Raw genomic sequence first — 16,553 nt, forward strand, 5'->3', positions numbered from 1 at the left:
CGTATCCTCCTGAAAATATGCGTGTGTAAATTGGCACCGCCCGCATCAAAACACGGGAAACACCTGATCAAAGCATTGCGGGGACCACCTGATCCGGTGGGCGGTGACCGTCTTCGAAAGTCTTGATATTTATAATAACTTTCTCGCCCATTTCGATCCGACCCTCTAACGTGGCCGACCCCATGTGGGGCAGCAGAACAACGTTTGGTAACTGTCGCAATCTTGGGTTCACATCCGTCCCATGCTCATAGACATCCAGGCCCGCGCCGGCGATTTCGCCTGAGCGTATCCGGCGTGTCAGAGCGTTTTCGTCGATCACCTCACCCCTTGAGGTATTCACGATAACGGCTGTCGGCTTCATCAATTTCAGCCGCCGTGCATTCATCAAATGGAAGGTAGACGGAGTCGACGGGCAATGGACCGAAATCACATCCATTCGCGCCACCATCTGATCGAGGCTTTCCCAGTAGGTCGCTTCCATCTCTTGTTCGATCTCGGGGCGAAGCCTGCGACGGTTGTGGTAATGTACCTGCATTCCAAATGCGCTGGCACGGCGGGCCACGGCCTGGCCGATACGCCCCATGCCAAGAACGCCCAAACGCCGCCCGCCGATACGTCCGCCCAACAAGGCATTCGGCGCCCACCCGGTCCAATCGCCCTTTTGCATGACAGACAGACCCTCGGGAATTCGGCGGGTCACAGCGAGAATCAGCGCCATGGTCATATCAGCGGTATCGTCGGTCAGAACCCCCGGGGTGTTCGACACCAGAATGCCCCTCTGACGCGCGGTCGAGACATCGATATTGTCGACCCCTGCCCCGTAATTCGCGATCAAGCGCAGGTTTTCGCCCGCTTGCCCCAAAAGGCCACCGTCGATCGTATCGGTCACGGTTGGCACCAGAACATCGGCGGTTTTCACGGCCTCCACCAGTTCTTCGCGGGTCATCGGGTTGTCATCGTCGCGCAATTGCACATCGAACAATTCGCTCAACCGGGTTTCAACCGCCTCGGGCAACCGTCGCGTAACGACAACACTCAGACGTTCTCTTGACACCTCTGCACTCCCACTGCTTTGCAAACCTTCGCGCGCCATGTCATCGTGGCGCAGGATAAGGCGGGGCACAAGAACCCCATAGGCATTGAGTCGACCTTTTTTCGAAGCAAGATCAACAGGCACAAGAGCAGACAGTAAGTGAGTGGTTTTCTACCCGTAAAACGCCTTGTTTCGGCGGCATTCGCTGTTTTCCTGACGGTGTTTGGTGGCTTGGCTGCCAGCGCGCAGGACAAGCGTGGCCAAGTCACCAACCTGCCCCTTCCACGGTTTGTCTCGATGAAAGCCGCCGAGGGCAATGTGCGCCGTGGCCCATCCCTGACACACCGAATCGATTGGGTTTTCAAACGGCGCGGTATGCCACTGCAGATAACGGCGGAATATGGAAACTGGCGCAGGGTTCAGGACCGCGACGGAGCCGGAGGATGGGTGCATTATGCCCTTTTGTCAGGTGTTCGAACGGTATTGGTCGACGCCGAATTACTGACCGTTTACACAAGCCCCGACGCAAATGCGCCGATCAGCGCACAGTTTGAAACGGGCGTTGTTGCTCGCCTGGGAAGCTGTTCGCTGGACTGGTGCCAGATTTCTGCGGGCGGATATCGCGGCTGGGCGCAGAAAACAAACCTTTGGGGCGTCGACCCAGCCGAAATCCGAGAATAACCTTAACGGGTCAGGATGTACGCGCGATGAAATCGCAGGTCAGCTTGACCAGTTCCGGACCAACGTCTTCTTGCAAGAAATGCCCCGCATTCGGCAAAATAACATGAGGCTGCCCTGCGGCCCCCGGGCACAGTTTCTGGAACACCGCATCAATCCCCGCCATGACCAGATCATCGGCCCCGAAAGCAGTGAGGACAGGCGTCTGAAGCCCTCGGATCACCTCCCAAGCCCGCCGGTTCGGACCCGAGGACGGATCATCAGGCGTCGCTGGCACTAGCATAGGAAACTGCCGCGCCCCGGCCTTGTAACTTTCATCTGGAAAAGGCGCATCATACGCCGCGATAACGTCTTCGGACAGGGGTGATACAGTTCCGCCTTTCAGGATTCCCCCAGCTGGAAATACCGGAACCTCTTGGCTGAACCTGCGCCAGTTCTCAAACGCAGCGCCCATTGGCTGATCGCCGGTCGGCAGCGCCGTGTTAGCAATCACTATACGCGCGAACCTCTCCGGCATCTCTGCCCATAACCGCAGCCCGATTAGCCCGCCCCAGTCCTGGCAAACCAGAGTGATGTTGCGCAGGTCCACCTTGCGCAGCCACTCACCCATCCAAGCCACGTGGCGTTCATAAGTGTAGTCGCTTCGTTCGGTTGGTTTGTCGGATCGCCCGAACCCAATCAGGTCTGGTGCAACCGCGCGATGACCCTGCGCGACGAATCCCGCAATCATGTGACGGTAAAGGTAGGACCAGCTTGGCTCTCCATGCATCATCAGTACCGGATCGGTCTCGGCAGGCCCTTCATCCACATAATGCATCCGCAACTGGCCGCCTTCGGTGTCATCCACCTGCGCGTAATTCGGTGCAAACGGATAATCTGAGAGCCCGTCAAACCGGGTATCTGGCGTACGTAGAAACTTCATTCTCTTCCCTTTCAGAGTTTCCAACCCGAACGCTCTGCCACCAATGCGCGCATCCAGCCCATCGCGAAACATTAGATTTCAAAAACCGCACCGCAAGAACAGGCTCTATGGGCGACCCATTCCGCATAAACTCCGCTGCCCTGGCAAACGACCAGATCACAGCAGGATTGAACACCTTTCTCAGGAAAACAAGCCACTCTCAGATCTTCGATTAGCGCCTTTAGATTTTTTTCAATCCGCACTCATTTTTTTGTCTGAAAGGTCTTGAACCCACCGATCAACAATCGTAGACAGCGCCTCACCGTTGGGGTGTAGCCAAGTGGTAAGGCAACTGTTTTTGGTACAGTGTACCGTAGGTTCGAATCCTACCACCCCAGCCACCTTTTCCAGAAAAGCCAGGAAAATAAGGGGCAACAGAACCTCCGGAAAATCCGATGTTACACAGCCGGCCAGTAAACTGAGAAGATCCCAGCTTCACAGCCAGTTCTGTAGAAACAGTTGTTAGAGTGTCTACTTTGCCTCGCGCCGCAGAGAGCAAATTCGGAAGATCACTGCACCAAGGCCGAGCAGTAGGAACCCGAGCGCAACAGGCAACGTCACAAATATCATCAGCCCGTTGTCGGACAGTAGCAGCGACTGGCGGAATGCTTCTTCAGCCCCTCCGGCCAAAACGAACGAAATGACGAATGCCGCAGGGTTGAAATCGAGCTTCTTCATCAGCCAACCAGCAAAACCTGCTGCAACCATGACCCAAACGTCAAACAAGCTGCCCCGAGAGGCATAGGCCGCTACGAAAGCAGTCAGAAAGACAAGAGGATAGAGGACGCGGGTTGGGATTTTTATGATCAACCGCCCAACTGCTGCAGCGCTAAAATATCCGATCAAACCGTATCAGGCGATCCCCAGAAACCCCGCGGCAAAAAGGCTATAGACCAGCTCTTTTGACGTCACGAATAGTGTCGGCCCGACCTGAATGCCATGGATTAGAAACACGCCGACAAGGATCGCACCAATGGTCGATCCAGGAATACCCAAAGTTAATAGCGGTGCCATCGACGGCCCGGACACGGCGTTGTTGCAGAGTTTGAACGCCGTGCAGCTGATGCTTGGCGCAACTGTTCTCACTGCGTTCAACGACAATGCTGCGATTACCCTTTTGGCTACGCTCGTTCCTGGATTTACAGACGAACTGAAATACGCCGTTGTCGCCGGGGCGGTAACCGGAGGCGGCCTCACTGTAATCGCCAATACCCCCAACCCAGCGGGCCAATCCATCCTGAAGGGTCACTTTGGCAACGCCGTATCCCCGCTGGTTTGGTTAAGGCAGCAATCGTTCCGACGATCATATGTTGGCTTTGCTTTGCTCTTCTCTAAGTGTGCCAAGAGAATACAGTGTTCGGGTTTTGCCTGGACTTAGCAGAACCGGATTGCTGAAACATATCTAAGAGCTTCTTCGCGTCCACAATCGTTGCATTGGTGTTTTCTATAGCTTGCCACCCATCGCTGGCTGACCAGGTAGTGGACAAATTTGGACGCGATTTAAGGGCGAATGCCAGAGGCGCGTTGGCATTGTTGGGAATTTCTGCGGTTCCAAATGAGACCGCTTCAGCCCTTTTCTTGGACACTGGCGCAAGTAATGAGTAATGACCGGAACTTCGACTTTAGATCAGGACAACTCGGTGGTGGGTTCAGAGTTGGCAGGAACTTTCCCTTAAATTTGGAAGGTTATGTCGGATAAGCCCAAGCTGGCTTCAAGCCGTCTCAGCCCCTGATCCCATTCATCTCTTGTGCGTCCAGCGTTGAGAGTTTTTTGTGAACCCGTCATAGCAACAAATCTCCGGATCCGCGTTTCCGCACCAGATCGAGAAAGTCAGCGACACTCAGCAACCAGGGTTGCTGGTCCGCGCGATATGTACCGTGCAACCCTTGCGGCAAAACAAGGCGCAGGTTCAGTGCCTGCATTTCTGATGTCTGCGCGCGGGAAATCGCGGGCTCAAGTGTCAACAGGTGTTTTTCGGCAATCCGGCCGGCTTCAGCCAGAACCTGCCGCCAACGATCTTTGCAGGATGTTTTCACACCGAGCATCGTGAGACCACTTTTCGGATAGCGGGTGTTTGCGTACTCTTCTTCGCCCGGAAAAAGGAAATCAGCAGCATTGCGTTTTTCGGTCGTGGCTTCGCGTTTGTAGCGCAGGTTGTGAGCCTGAAGGATTGCCTCTGTATGATGACCGAAGGCAAATCCGGCTCGTGACTTGCGACGGTTCTGAACCCCTAGCGAGAATTTCAGAAAACCCGCCACATCAGCACCACTTTCATCGAAGAACCCTGTCTTTAACCGGTCCGTGACGATCTCGCGTTCCATGAAACGGAACAACGCTTCTTCATGCTCCATCCAAGCCAGCAGGGCCTCGTCCGGAGATCCGACAGGATCAACACCGAACAGACTGTCACGCGCGAATTTCGAGAATTTCGCAGTCGACGGGAAAGCCAGACCAAACTTGCAAACGAGCCGCTCGAAGGCAGGCGGCTCAACGTCCTCCGGCTCAATGCCCAGGGCATCCAGAATGATCCGGGCAGCAAAATCAACGTCCCTGCCCCCCTCACTGCCAATGTCCCGCTGGCTGAGCTCATAATCCCCGGTGAGAGCCAGCCCAAACAACCACAGGAGCTGTTGTTCAATTGAACTGCCAGCAGGGCAGAGAACGGCCAGTACTTGGCGCTGAGCGGTCATGCAGAGAAACAGAGTGTCTCCGGCAGACGCGCGATAAACAACCGGTTCTGAAGCTGCCGGATAGTACAGCCTGTACTCCGCTGTCCGGTGTGGCTGCCGCTTCCGGCTGTTGTACCAGGAGCCCGTGAGGTTCAGCCTGATGGGATCATCCTCGCTGTCGTCGATCCAGATATAGGTGACCGGGATCTTTTCCCGGTCTTCCGGGGTCCCGACAAATGCCCGGAACACATCAACGCCCTGGAACTCATGGCCATGGGAGACTTTGGGATCAACTTCCGTGCCGCGTAGGATTTTTGCACCGGCACCAACAAAATACTTCGACAGAAAACCGTGCCCGGACAAATACTGCTCCCTGAATTGCTACCGGAGCCCCTCGATATCAAGCTCCGCGTCGCCACAGGACAACCATTGCGAGAGCGTGTCAATCACATCCGCAACGTTTTGCCTGCTTTTTCCTTTCAGGGCACATTCCCACACGATCGCCACGCGCCAGTCCGCCGCCCGCATGGCAGAGAGGTTTTTCTGATCCCGCGCCACATTCCCGCCGATCTTGCCCCGCCAGAACTTTTCGCGCATTTTTGGCCATTTGAAAACCGGGCATTGATGACCATGCCAGAAGCACCCGTTTACAAAGATCACCGCCTGATATTTTGGCAGTACCAGATCCGGCCGCCCCGGCAGTTTTCGGTCGTGCAGGCGATAGCGGAAACCCCGGGCATGAAGCCCGCGCCGGATGATCAGTTCCGGTTTGGTATCCACACCCCGGATTGCCGCCATGTTGCGGCTGCGGGTTTGCCGGTCGTGGACGTCAGCCAGCTTTGCGAACAGGTATCGTCCCCTGCCCTTTCAGGATTGCACGGACATGCGGCTCCATAATCCGCGCCACCTCGGCAAATACCGGCACGGCCACCGAGTTCCCAAACTGCTTGTAGGCCTGTGTATCCGAGACCGGGATCCGGAAATCTTCCGGATACCCCATCAGGCGGGCACATTCGCGCGGTGTGAGCCTGCGGGGGTTGTTGCCTTCGCCCCGGCTTACGAGGATTTCGGACCCATCCTTGTAGTAGCGGGCGGACAGAGTTCTGGCGATGCAGTCTCCGTCTACAAGGCCGAAGCCAAACCCGTTACCCTTAGCTTTGTGTTTGGCCGCATAGTCCTGCAGGTATTTCCAGAGCTTATCGCTCAGGGTGTATTTGTCGCTGACAGTGGCGTCATTGCCGAGCGTGAAATGCCCTTCAGGATTCTCCAGACCGTTCTCCGGGTGCAGAATGTCCCGCATTCGGCGTGCGCCCCGGACCGGCAGAGCAACATCATCAAAGCTGAACGGAACTTCCTCACGGAATCCCACAATTACGATCCGCTCCCGGTGTTGAGGCACAAAATGGGCTGCATCAATCACCCGGGGGTCAGGCACGTAATAGCCCAGTTCGTCCCGGAGTTTCCGCATGATGACCTCAAAGGTCCGGCCTTTGTCGTGGCTGCGCAGGTTTTTCACGTTTTCCAGCATGAAGGCCGCCGGACGGTGATGTTTCAGGATCCGCAGCACATCGAAGAATAGTGTGCCCTGGGTCTCGTCATCAAATCCGTGTGCACGGCCAAGTGCGTTCTTTTTCGAAACGCCGGCAATCGAAAACGGCTGACAGGGAAACCCGGCAACCAGAACATCATGTTGCGGGATTTCTTCGGCTTCGATTCCCGTGATGTCGCCCGCTATGGGACGGTTGTCCGCGAAGTTTGCGTCGTAGGTCTGCTGAGCGTATTTGTCCCATTCCGACGTAAAAACACAGCGCCCGCCCGCGCTCTCCATCGCCTTTCTCAGGCCGCCGATACCGGCAAACAGGTCGATGAACGAAAATGCGGCACCGGAGGTATCCGGCTGGCGCGCCTCGGCCTCCATTCGCAGGAGGTTCATCACCCCCTCACGCGGGGTTTCCTCTCCGCGTTTCCAGCGGTAGATGTGACTTTCTGAGTAACCTAGGATTTCCGCGGCCTCAGAAACCGAATGCCCGGTTTTCTGCAACAACAATTCAAATTCGGTCATTCTGCTCGCCCTCTGCTCCCGCGCTTCAGATTTTCGCGGGGAATTTTTTTGTCACTATGGCGACCAGATTCCCGCGAAGCAAGAACATTCTGGAAACACCGGAGTGAATCTGAAGTTAACGCAGGTTGGGATCTGAATACCGTCACGACTTTCAGCGCGTTTTTGCGACACATCCGAAGGCAGTGCAGAAATTGCTCGACTTCTGTGGCCCGACAAGCGGCACTGCCGCCATGGACGACGCAACTCGGGAACAGCTCAGTTTTGTTTTTGCTAAGCTGACCGGTAATCTGGAGGATGCGGCGTCGCTAGCCCTGAAGGGCCAGCACCCGCAAACAGATGTGGTAGAGGCCGAAGATCTGATACGGTCCATTCAGGCCCTGCTGAACCACTCTGGCTCTCGCATAACGTCGCAGGACGCTGATCGGTTGGCGGCATTGGTCACCTCTGCATTGGCGGGCGCGGATATCGCCGCCGAGGTTGCAGAGTGGCGGCAGAGTTTTTCAGAACTGCATTTCGTGCACTAACGGCATATTGGGTGCCGTCCATGGCGCTTTCGTCACGACTACATGACTGCGCCCTTTGAATCGTATATGTGCGCGGGCCGACTGTTATGGCCCGCGTTTTGGCATTTCACATTGCCAGATCCGGTTGGTTCCGAGTTATCTCATACGTTCGGATTTGACCGGATCGGGTCACCTGCAAGATCAACTTCTGGGCATTTTCAAACCGTTCGAAATACGCAAACTGAATATTAGCCAGCGCTGTAATATCCTGGCACTGAATCAGGTAGTCGGCCAAAAAAATGCTATGTTGATCTTGATCAACAGACTTGTTGGTATTGTCCTGCCCCAATCCTTCACCCGTAAGCGTGACATTGGCTGATGCGGTAACGCATCCGGCCTCTTTCGCCACCACAAACAGGCCCAGAGGTTTGGACAGGTCGGAGACCGCGACCGCAACCTGCGCGCGATCGTCATCGGTTTCGGCCGGGCCTTCAAAACCAATGATGTCCGCAGAAGGCACGTTGAGGGACAAAGTAAATGCCTGATCAGAAAAGGCGATATCCACATACCCCGTACCATGTTCATGGGCAGGGCCTTGCACCTGCGATAGAACAATCGCCGGTGTCAGCATCAAAGCAATGGCTGCACATTTCATAAACAAAGCACCATCCAACAGGGAATCACGTAGTCCATTCTAATGTGATTAAAACCCTGTGCAATCGTGGCTTCGGCCCACCTACCCCGCTAATTATGGGGAAAGAGTGCGACATTTATTTCTGACAATAAGACTCAGGTTGACTTAACTTACTAATTAACTCAGTTTTTGGCGCATGCGCGTCGCTAAGACGGAGCTAGTGAGTTTTTTCTGACAGGAAAGTGTCACCTCCATGACCAAATTTTTTGCCGCCACCAGCGTATTGACCCTTGGGATCGCGACTGCAGCGTTTGCGGACGCCCCAGCGAAGATCGACGTTCTGACCACCTACGCGAACATCGCCGAAGCCAAATATGACGACAGCCTGATCGCGGCAAAGTCGCTGCAGGCCGCCGTAAACGCGCTGATCGATGATCCGTCAGACGCCACACTCAACTCGGCACGCGCCGCTTGGGTTGCCGCACGTGTTCCTTACCAGCAGACAGAGGTTTACCGTTTCGGCAACGCGATCGTTGACGAATGGGAAGGCAAGGTAAACGCATGGCCGCTGGACGAAGGGCTGATCGACTATGTGGACGCAGCCTATGGCGGTCCGACTGACGAGAACGAGTTCGCCGCGCTGAATGTCATCGCCAACCCCAGCTTTGAGCTGTCGGGCAAAACCATCGACGCCAGCGAAATCACCCCGGAATTGCTGGGCGAAACCCTGCACGAAGCCGACGGGATCGAGGCAAACGTTGCCACAGGCTACCACGCAATCGAATTCCTGCTGTGGGGCCAGGATCTGAACGGCCATGGCGCGGGCGCAGGCGACCGTCCGTATACCGATTACGTTCAGGGTGACGACTGCACCAACAGCAATTGCGACCGCCGTGCACAATACCTGAGCGCTGCGACTGATCTGCTGGTCAGCGATCTGGAATGGATGGCCGCGCAATGGGCCGAAGGTGGCGAAGCACGCGCCGCCTTGACGGCCGACGAAACCGCTGGCGTCAGCGCCATTCTGACCGGCATGGGTTCGCTGTCATACGGCGAGCAGGCCGGTGAACGTATGCGTCTGGGCCTGATGCTGAACGACCCCGAAGAAGAGCATGATTGCTTCTCGGACAACACCCACAACAGCCACTACTACGATGGTCTGGGCGTTCAGAACGTCTATCTGGGCAGCTACACCCGCATCGACGGCACTCCGGTTTCCGGCGCATCGCTGTCGGATCTGGTTGTTGCCAACGATCCGGCTCTGGATGCCGAGATGAAGGTGAAACTAGCCAACACCATGCAGGCCCTTGGGCGTCTGAAATCGACCGCAGAGGCCGGTTTTGCCTATGACCAGATGCTGAAACGCGGCAGCGAAGGCGGCGAAGTGCTGATCATGGGTGGCGTTAACGGTCTGGTCGATCAGACCAAGACGATCGAGCGCATTGTGACTGTATTGGAACTTGACCAAATCGCGTTCGAAGGTTCGGACAGCCTGGACAACCCAGACGCGGTCTTCCAGTAAAACACAAGGTTTGCGCCAAACGGAGGCGGCTGCTTCACGCCGCCTCCAAATCTTGTGAGGTACCTTTGATCTGTTGCCTCTGGACGTTTCCAAATTAACTTACTAATACAGTAAGAAATACAACTCAGAGCCCTGATTGCTATGATCGTATGCCACTGCACAAACATCTCGGATCACGATATCCGCGCAGCCATCGATTGGATGCGTACGTCTGATCCTTACGCGGTCATTACCCCTGGTAAAATCTACCATGCCCTTGGAAAATCAGCAGATTGTGGCGGGTGCATGCCGCTTTTCCTAGACTCGATGCGCTCCAGCGATAAGTTGGAGGTCCCGATGCAGCTTCGCGCACTTCGCAGCGAGGTAACACAGGAGAATGCAGATGAAGGGCGACCCCAAGGTCATAGAGTATCTCAACAAATCTCTGCGGCATGAGCTAACGGCGGTCAGCCAGTATTGGCTGCATTACCGCCTGCAGGAAGATTGGGGCCTTGGCCACATGGCCAAGAAAAGCCGCGAAGAATCTATCGAAGAAATGGAGCACGCGGACAAGCTGATCGAGCGAATCATTTTCCTGGGCGGTCACCCGAATCTGCAACAACTTGACCCGTTGCGCATCGGCCAGACCCCAAAAGAGACGTTGGAATGTGATCTGGCCGCAGAGGTCGACGCCCGGGCCTTGTACAAGGAAGCGCGCGAATACTGTCAGAGCGCTGGCGACTACGTCACTATGTCTCTGTTTGAAGGATTGCTGGCGGATGAGGAAGGGCATATCGATTTCCTCGAAACACAGCTGGACCTGTACGAAAGGATTGGCGAAGCCAATTATGCGCAACTCAACGCATCGAAAATGGACGAAGGCGCGTAAGCTTTCGCTGGTGACGGTGGCCGCCCTTGCGGCCACCCAATCCCTGTCGGCCGAGCTGCGGGATTTTCACCTGAACTACCTTCCCAGAACCGAAGACGAACAAGCAAGGATTGCGCGCGTAACCGCCGCACCTGACGATTTCAGCGCGCCGCAGCGCTTTGAAGAGTTGCCCGGTGGTGCCGCAACTGTCCGCGTGCGCACCGACGCAGATGCGTTTTCGCAGCCCTCGGGCAACCTGAGTTTCGAGCAGGAGCTTGACTTCAAAGTCGGCAACGGCCTGTTCAAGAAAATCTGGGTGTCATCTCCGTCATCCACACTGGCCTCAGATGGGTTGGGGCCGCTCTACAACGCACGATCCTGCCAACGCTGTCACATCAAAGACGGGCGCGGGCATACGCCCAACGGGCCAGATGACAACGCGATTTCGATGTTCCTGCGCGTGTCCATCCCTGGCACATCCGAAGACGGGTACGCCGAGATCGAAGACTACATCGCCACCCTGCCCGAACCGAATTACGGCGGGCAGATGCAGGATCTGGCCCTTCCCGGCCACCCGGCGGAATACAGGTTGGATATCACTTACGAGGACGTTCCCGTCACGTTGGCTGATGGGGAAACCATTACCTTGCGCCGCCCGACCTACGAGGCTGCGGATCTGGGTTATGGCCCGCTGCACCCCGACGCCATGATAAGCCCGCGCGTAGCCCCGCAGATGATCGGCTTGGGTCTGCTCGAAGCGATCCCGGTTGAGGACTTGTTGGCAAACGCAGACCCCGAAGATGAGGATGGCGACGGGATTTCCGGCCGCCCCAATATCGCATGGGCGATTGAGTACGGCGCGCCGATGATGGGCCGGTTTGGCCACAAGGCAGGTATGCCCACGATCATGGAGCAATCCGCAGCGGCCTTTGCCGGGGATATCGGCATCTCCAGCCCGCTCTACCCGGCTCCGCATGGTGACTGCACCACTTCGCAGGTCGATTGCGTGAACGCGCCGCATGGTGATGGCGACGACCGGACCTTCGAAATCGATCAAATCGGCATGGATCTGGTCGCCTTCTACAGCCGCAATCTGGGTGTACCGGCCCGCCGGGATATGGACGATCCTCAGGTGTTGCGCGGCAAGCAGGTGTTCCACGACACCGGGTGTGCATCGTGCCACACGCCCTCGTTCGTGACGCATCGTATGGAAGACCGTCCCGAGCATAGCTTTCAGCTGATCTGGCCTTATTCGGACCTGCTGCTGCACGACATGGGCGAAGGTTTGGCCGATAGCCGGCCCGAGGCCCGCGCCACGGGTCGTGAATGGCGTACACCACCACTTTGGGGGGTCGGCCTGACCCAACAGGTGTCAGGCCATACGCAGTTTCTACATGATGGGCGGGCGCAATCGTTGCTCGAATCGATCCTGTGGCACGGCGGTGAGGCGCAGGCAGCGCGTGACGCTGTCGTCGAGATGCCAAAACCCGATCGCGATGCCCTTATCCGTTTTCTAGAAAGCCTTTGACCCATGCGCGCCTTCGTACTTGCCCTTTTCCTGACATTGCCGCTTGGCGCCTATGCGCAAGAGCGCGGCCCGATCCTGTCCGACGCCATCGAGGCGCACATCCTGCCCGGCTATGCCAGACTGACGGAGACCACCGATGCATTGGCCGAGGCAGCGCAGACAGATTGCAACCCAACCTCGGTCGCGCTTCGCACTGCTTACCACGCGGCGTTTGACGACTGGATTTCAGTCAGCCATCTGCGCTTTGGCCCATCTGAGGCAGAAGACCGCGCGTTTGCATTGGCGTTTTGGCCCGACACCAAGGGCTTTACGCCCAAAGCCCTGTCCGGCCTGATCGCTGCCGAAGACACAGCCATCCAGTCACCCGACACGTTCGCGGAAACCTCCGTGGCCGGTCGCGGTTTTTTCGCGCTGGAACTGATGCTCTACGATCCACGGTTCACCGATCAGGGCAGCGCCGAGTATCGCTGCGCACTAATGCAGGCCATCACCGCCGATATCAACCGCAACGCCATGGCAATTGATGCAGACTGGGCGAACTACGCACGCGCATTGGCAAGCCCGGGTGAGAACAGCCCATACCGGTCTGAAGACGAGGCCATGCAAGAGCTTTATAAAACCCTGACGACTGGTTTGGAATTCACCGCCGAAACCCGCCTTGGCCGCCCAATGGGAAGTTTCGACCGCCCCCGCCCCAAACGCGCCGAGGCGCGGCGTTCGGAACGTTCACTGCGCCACGTGCAGCTGTCTCTGACCGCCTTGCGTGACCTTGCCGCGCGCCTGTCGGCAGATCATCCGGACATCGCGGCAGATCTGGACGGCGCATTCGCTGCAGCCATCGACCGGGCGCAGTCGCTGAACGATCCGGCGTTTGCCGGGGTGGCAAACCTGCAGGGAAGGTTCCGCCTTGAGGCACTACAGCAATCCATCAACAATATCCGCGCCATTGCCTCGACCGAGCTTGGCCCCACACTGGGCATCAATGCCGGGTTCAACTCACTGGACGGGGATTGAACCGTGAAAAGCCGTCGAAGCTTTCTCGCTGGGTTGGCTGCCACCAGCCTTGCGCCCTTGCGTGGATGGTCCGCTGTCGGCGCACCGGATTATCTTGCCGCCGCACTGTTCCCGGATGGAACTTTTCGGCTGGCCGGGTTGGATAAGGGCGGTGACATCTTGTTTTCTCTGCCGTTGCCCGCGCGCGGGCACGCGGCGGCGGCCCATCCGCACCGCGCGCAGGCGGTAGCTTTTGCACGCCGTCCGGGAACATTTGCAATCATCATCGACTGCGCGACCGGCACACAGACCGCTGTGTTAGAAGCCCCAAAAGGCCGCCATTTCTATGGGCATGGCGTGTTCTCAACCGATGGAAAACGGCTGTTCACCACTGAAAACGATTTTGAGACCGGTCAAGGCGTGATTGGTGTCTGGAACACAGATGACTACACACGAATTCGCGAGTTCGCTTCGGGCGGTGTCGGTCCCCATGACATGCGTCTCATGCCAGATGGTCGCACATTGGTTGTGGCAAATGGCGGGATCGAAACCCACCCAGAAACAGGAAGAACCAAGCTCAACCTGCCCGTGATGCAACCGCGCCTGACCTATCTGGACCAAAATGGCAGGGTTCTGGAGCAGGTAGAGCTGCCACAAGCCTTGCACAAAAACTCGATCCGCCACCTGGCTGTGCGATCCGACGGTCTGGTCGGATTCGCGATGCAATGGCAGGGCGACACATCGCAACAACCACCCCTGCTGGGCCTGCATCGTCGTGGTGAAAACCCTCGGCTGCTTAGCGCCCCCGACGCTGACCAAAGCACGTTGCAGGGATATGCGGGCAGCATCGCCTTTTCCGGTGCAGGCGAAACAGTCGCCATCACCTGTCCCCGCGGCAACGCTCTGCACCGTTTTCGGGTCGCGGACGGACAGCTTGATGGCGTCTTCCTGCACGAGGATGTTTGCGGCCTAGGCACCGCATCAAACGGGTTTGTGTTCACATCCGGGACAGGAGTCATCGGGCAATTGTCCACAAACAAGGCCCAAATATCCAACCGGGCTGATTGCCAATGGGACAACCATTTGATCCCAATTCGCACAGCTGCATGAATTCGGAAAATTCCGCCCCATAGATTACACTTGGAAGAATCATATAGCTGCCGTATTGGCGGGCGCGAAACTGGCACCCTGACTTACAAGGACTGACTTGATTGAAACACACGCCCGACGCACCGCATTCCATCTACGGAGTTGAGAAATGGGGCAAAGGTCTCATTGAGGTGACGGAGCTGGGCGAAATCGGTCTGCGCAATCCGATGGCTCCCGAGGCCGAAGCGATCAGCTTACCGGGTATTCTCAGTGATCTGGATGAACGCGGCATCAAAGCGCCGATGATCCTGCGCGTCAGTTCTTATCTGGAACACGAGATTGTCCACATTAACGAGAGCTTTCGCGATGCGATTGCACGCACCGGCTACAAGGGCAGCTATCGCGGCGTGTTCCCGATCAAGGTGAACCAGCAGGCGCAAGTGGTCGACCGGATTGTCGAGTTCGGCAAGAAATACAATTATGGACTTGAGGCCGGGTCAAAGCCTGAGCTGGTAGTGGCCTTGGCGCACCGTCTGGCCAGTGAGGCGTTGATTGTCTGCAACGGCGTCAAGGATGCCGAGTTCATTCAGTTGGCCATCCTCAGCCGCAAGATTGGGTTCAACACGGTCATTGTTCTGGAAAGCCCGAAAGAGGCTGACACGGTGATCCAGGTCTATAACGAGTTGGGCATCGAACCCCTGATCGGCGTGCGGGTAAAACTGACCAACCAGATCAGCGGCAAGTGGGAAGAAAGCTCGGGCGACCGGTCCGCCTTTGGCATGAACACCGACCAGTTGGTCGCCACCGTGGACAAGCTGAAAGCGGCGGGACTGTTGCATTGCCTGAAGCTGCAGCACTCACACCTTGGCTCGCAGGTGCAGGACGTCAACGATGTACGCCGCGCGGTGGGCGAAGCCTGCCGCTATTACACTGAACTGACACGCGAAGGCGTGCCGCTGACCCATCTGGACCTCGGCGGCGGTATGGGCGTGGACTACACAGGTGAGAAGAAGGCTGCCGAGAACTCGATCAACTACACGGTCGAGGAATATTGCGCCAATGTTGTCGAAACCGTCTCCTATGCGATGGATGAGGCAGAAGTGAACCACCCTACGCTGGTCACTGAAAGCGGCCGCGCCGTGGTGGCAACATCGTCGATGCTGGTGTTTAACGTGCTGGAAAGCACGCTTTACGATGCGCCCAACGGCCCCGAGGTTGAAGCGGACGACCACCATCTGGTCTCAGACTTGGCTGCAATCAACGGCTATCTCAGCAGCGACCGACTGCAGGAATGCTGGAACGACGCGAATTTCTACCGCAACGAACTGCGCGCGCTGTTCCGCCGCGGCTATGTGGACCTGCGCCAGATGGCCCGGGCTGAACGGATCTACCTGTCGCTGATGGCCCGTCTCAAGGCGCTGGCCGCAAGCGATGATCTGGACACGGATGTGGATGATCAGCTTGAGAAAGTAGCCGATATCTATCACTGCAACTTCTCACTGTTCCAGTCGCTGCCTGATGTCTGGGCCATTGACCAACTGCACCCTATCGTGCCGTTGCAGGGCCTGAACGAGACGCCAGATCGTCGCGCGGTGCTGTCGGACATCACCTGCGACAGCGACGGCAAGATCGACCGGTTTATTCTGGCCGACGGCGTCTCGCCCAGCCTGCCGGTGCATTCCCTGCCCGAGGATCAGGAGTACCTCATGGGCGTCTTCTTCGTCGGTGCCTATCAGGAAACGCTGGGCGATCTGCACAACCTGTTCGGCGACACCAACGTTGTCACCATCGACCTGCGCGCGGACGGTGGCTTTGACCTGCTACACGAGCAAGAGGGTGACACCATCAGCCAGGTTCTGTCGTATGTCGAGTTCGACCCCAACGATTGTGTCGCCGCGTTCCGTAAAATGGTGGACGAGGCGATCTCGACCGGTACTCTGATGGCCAAGGACCGTAAAACCCTGATGAGCGCCTATCGCGACTCCATCAACGGCTACACCTATTACGAATAACTCCAGAGAGGAGATGACCCC

The 16,553-nt window shown here is 57.0% G+C and carries 16 protein-coding genes, 1 tRNA gene and 1 pseudogene; 11 read left to right on the forward strand and 7 right to left on the reverse strand.

Annotated features, from left to right (window positions below; translation table 11 throughout):
* Positions 1–67: 67 nt before the first annotated feature.
* Positions 68–1,054: a 2-hydroxyacid dehydrogenase gene (locus AC2FIB_RS05930; protein ID WP_496734208.1), complete on the reverse strand. Its 987-nt coding sequence runs from the start codon at positions 1,052–1,054 to the stop codon at positions 68–70.
* Between the two features lie 138 nt (positions 1,055–1,192).
* On the opposite strand from AC2FIB_RS05930, the gene AC2FIB_RS05935 reads away from it, so the two are divergent.
* Complete coding sequence (locus AC2FIB_RS05935) at positions 1,193–1,714, forward strand: SH3 domain-containing protein (RefSeq protein ID WP_496725537.1); 522 nt, start codon at positions 1,193–1,195, stop codon at positions 1,712–1,714.
* Between the two features lie 10 nt (positions 1,715–1,724).
* Here AC2FIB_RS05935 and AC2FIB_RS05940 read toward each other — a convergent pair whose 3' ends face one another.
* On the reverse strand, positions 1,725–2,633 hold the full coding sequence (locus tag AC2FIB_RS05940; RefSeq protein WP_496733789.1) for a haloalkane dehalogenase: 909 nt from the start codon (positions 2,631–2,633) through the stop codon (positions 1,725–1,727).
* A gap of 305 nt (positions 2,634–2,938) precedes the next feature.
* Between AC2FIB_RS05940 and AC2FIB_RS05945 the strand changes: the two genes are divergently transcribed.
* Positions 2,939–3,013 (forward strand) — tRNA-Gln (locus AC2FIB_RS05945).
* Between the two features lie 130 nt (positions 3,014–3,143).
* Here AC2FIB_RS05945 and AC2FIB_RS05950 read toward each other — a convergent pair.
* Positions 3,144–3,758: pseudogene (locus AC2FIB_RS05950) on the reverse strand (tripartite tricarboxylate transporter permease).
* Here AC2FIB_RS05950 and AC2FIB_RS05955 point away from each other — a divergent pair.
* Positions 3,736–4,050, forward strand: coding sequence for a putative Na+/H+ antiporter (locus AC2FIB_RS05955; protein ID WP_496841814.1), 315 nt, complete (start codon positions 3,736–3,738; stop codon positions 4,048–4,050). The pseudogene AC2FIB_RS05950 and the gene AC2FIB_RS05955 overlap by 23 nt on opposite strands.
* Positions 4,051–4,454: 404 nt before the next feature.
* On the opposite strand, the gene AC2FIB_RS05960 is transcribed toward AC2FIB_RS05955, so the two are convergent.
* Genes AC2FIB_RS05960 through dcm form a run of 3 tightly spaced genes read right to left on the reverse strand, consistent with a single transcriptional unit; the run spans position 4,455 to position 7,404 of the window.
* On the reverse strand, positions 4,455–5,705 hold the full coding sequence (locus AC2FIB_RS05960) for a type II restriction endonuclease (RefSeq protein WP_496733787.1): 1,251 nt from the start codon (positions 5,703–5,705) through the stop codon (positions 4,455–4,457).
* 18 nt (positions 5,706–5,723) lie between these two features.
* Positions 5,724–6,140: a very short patch repair endonuclease gene (locus tag AC2FIB_RS05965; RefSeq protein ID WP_496733785.1), complete on the reverse strand. Its 417-nt coding sequence runs from the start codon at positions 6,138–6,140 to the stop codon at positions 5,724–5,726.
* Positions 6,141–6,171: 31 nt separating this feature from the next.
* Positions 6,172–7,404: a DNA (cytosine-5-)-methyltransferase gene (gene dcm, locus AC2FIB_RS05970; RefSeq protein WP_496841815.1), complete on the reverse strand. Its 1,233-nt coding sequence runs from the start codon at positions 7,402–7,404 to the stop codon at positions 6,172–6,174.
* Between the two features lie 230 nt (positions 7,405–7,634).
* Between dcm and AC2FIB_RS05975 the strand changes: the two genes are divergently transcribed.
* A complete protein-coding gene (locus tag AC2FIB_RS05975; RefSeq protein ID WP_496733783.1) occupies positions 7,635–7,928 on the forward strand; it encodes a hypothetical protein in 294 nt (97 codons plus the stop codon).
* Between the two features lie 106 nt (positions 7,929–8,034).
* Here the strand turns inward: AC2FIB_RS05975 and AC2FIB_RS05980 are convergent, their stop codons facing one another.
* Positions 8,035–8,562, reverse strand: coding sequence for a ZrgA family zinc uptake protein (locus AC2FIB_RS05980; protein WP_496733781.1), 528 nt, complete (start codon positions 8,560–8,562; stop codon positions 8,035–8,037).
* Between the two features lie 232 nt (positions 8,563–8,794).
* Between AC2FIB_RS05980 and AC2FIB_RS05985 the strand changes: the two genes are divergently transcribed.
* The 7 genes from AC2FIB_RS05985 (at position 8,795) to speA (ending at position 16,532) form a co-directional block, all read left to right on the forward strand.
* Positions 8,795–10,063 carry an imelysin family protein gene (locus AC2FIB_RS05985; RefSeq protein ID WP_496733780.1) on the forward strand — a complete coding sequence of 423 codons (1,269 nt, stop codon included), beginning with the start codon at positions 8,795–8,797 and terminating at the stop codon, positions 10,061–10,063.
* Positions 10,064–10,204: 141 nt separating this feature from the next.
* Positions 10,205–10,498 (forward strand): (2Fe-2S)-binding protein, encoded by a 294-nt coding sequence (locus AC2FIB_RS05990; RefSeq protein WP_108859208.1) that lies wholly within the window; start codon positions 10,205–10,207, stop codon positions 10,496–10,498.
* Positions 10,446–10,931, forward strand: coding sequence for a bacterioferritin (bfr, locus tag AC2FIB_RS05995; protein ID WP_282170976.1), 486 nt, complete (start codon positions 10,446–10,448; stop codon positions 10,929–10,931). The genes AC2FIB_RS05990 and bfr overlap by 53 nt, the downstream gene beginning before the upstream one ends.
* Positions 10,891–12,438, forward strand: coding sequence for a di-heme oxidoreductase family protein (locus tag AC2FIB_RS06000; protein WP_496733778.1), 1,548 nt, complete (start codon positions 10,891–10,893; stop codon positions 12,436–12,438). Before bfr ends, AC2FIB_RS06000 begins: the two co-directional genes overlap by 41 nt.
* Positions 12,439–12,441: 3 nt before the next feature.
* Positions 12,442–13,452, forward strand: a complete 1,011-nt coding sequence (locus AC2FIB_RS06005) for an imelysin family protein (protein WP_496733776.1) — start codon at positions 12,442–12,444, stop codon at positions 13,450–13,452.
* A 3-nt stretch (positions 13,453–13,455) separates the two neighbouring features.
* Positions 13,456–14,541: a DUF1513 domain-containing protein gene (locus AC2FIB_RS06010; protein WP_496733775.1), complete on the forward strand. Its 1,086-nt coding sequence runs from the start codon at positions 13,456–13,458 to the stop codon at positions 14,539–14,541.
* A 101-nt stretch (positions 14,542–14,642) separates the two neighbouring features.
* Positions 14,643–16,532 (forward strand): biosynthetic arginine decarboxylase, encoded by a 1,890-nt coding sequence (gene speA, locus AC2FIB_RS06015; RefSeq protein WP_496733773.1) that lies wholly within the window; start codon positions 14,643–14,645, stop codon positions 16,530–16,532.
* Positions 16,533–16,553: the final 21 nt, after the last annotated feature.

The organism is Ruegeria sp. YTSA072, assembly GCF_059610285.1.

Coding starts and splice junctions, on each gene's coding strand:
- AC2FIB_RS05940 (WP_496733789.1), bottom strand. CDS start 2,633: ATGAAGTTTCTACGTACGCCAGATACCCGGTTTGACGGGCTCTCAGAT.
- AC2FIB_RS05955 (WP_496841814.1), top strand. CDS start 3,736: ATGCTTGGCGCAACTGTTCTCACTGCGTTCAACGACAATGCTGCGATT.
- AC2FIB_RS05965 (WP_496733785.1), bottom strand. CDS start 6,140: ATGGCGGCAATCCGGGGTGTGGATACCAAACCGGAACTGATCATCCGG.
- dcm (WP_496841815.1), bottom strand. CDS start 7,404: ATGACCGAATTTGAATTGTTGTTGCAGAAAACCGGGCATTCGGTTTCT.
- AC2FIB_RS05975 (WP_496733783.1), top strand. CDS start 7,635: ATGGACGACGCAACTCGGGAACAGCTCAGTTTTGTTTTTGCTAAGCTG.
- AC2FIB_RS05980 (WP_496733781.1), bottom strand. CDS start 8,562: ATGAAATGTGCAGCCATTGCTTTGATGCTGACACCGGCGATTGTTCTA.
- AC2FIB_RS05985 (WP_496733780.1), top strand. CDS start 8,795: ATGACCAAATTTTTTGCCGCCACCAGCGTATTGACCCTTGGGATCGCG.
- AC2FIB_RS05990 (WP_108859208.1), top strand. CDS start 10,205: ATGATCGTATGCCACTGCACAAACATCTCGGATCACGATATCCGCGCA.
- bfr (WP_282170976.1), top strand. CDS start 10,446: ATGAAGGGCGACCCCAAGGTCATAGAGTATCTCAACAAATCTCTGCGG.
- AC2FIB_RS06000 (WP_496733778.1), top strand. CDS start 10,891: ATGCGCAACTCAACGCATCGAAAATGGACGAAGGCGCGTAAGCTTTCG.
- AC2FIB_RS06005 (WP_496733776.1), top strand. CDS start 12,442: ATGCGCGCCTTCGTACTTGCCCTTTTCCTGACATTGCCGCTTGGCGCC.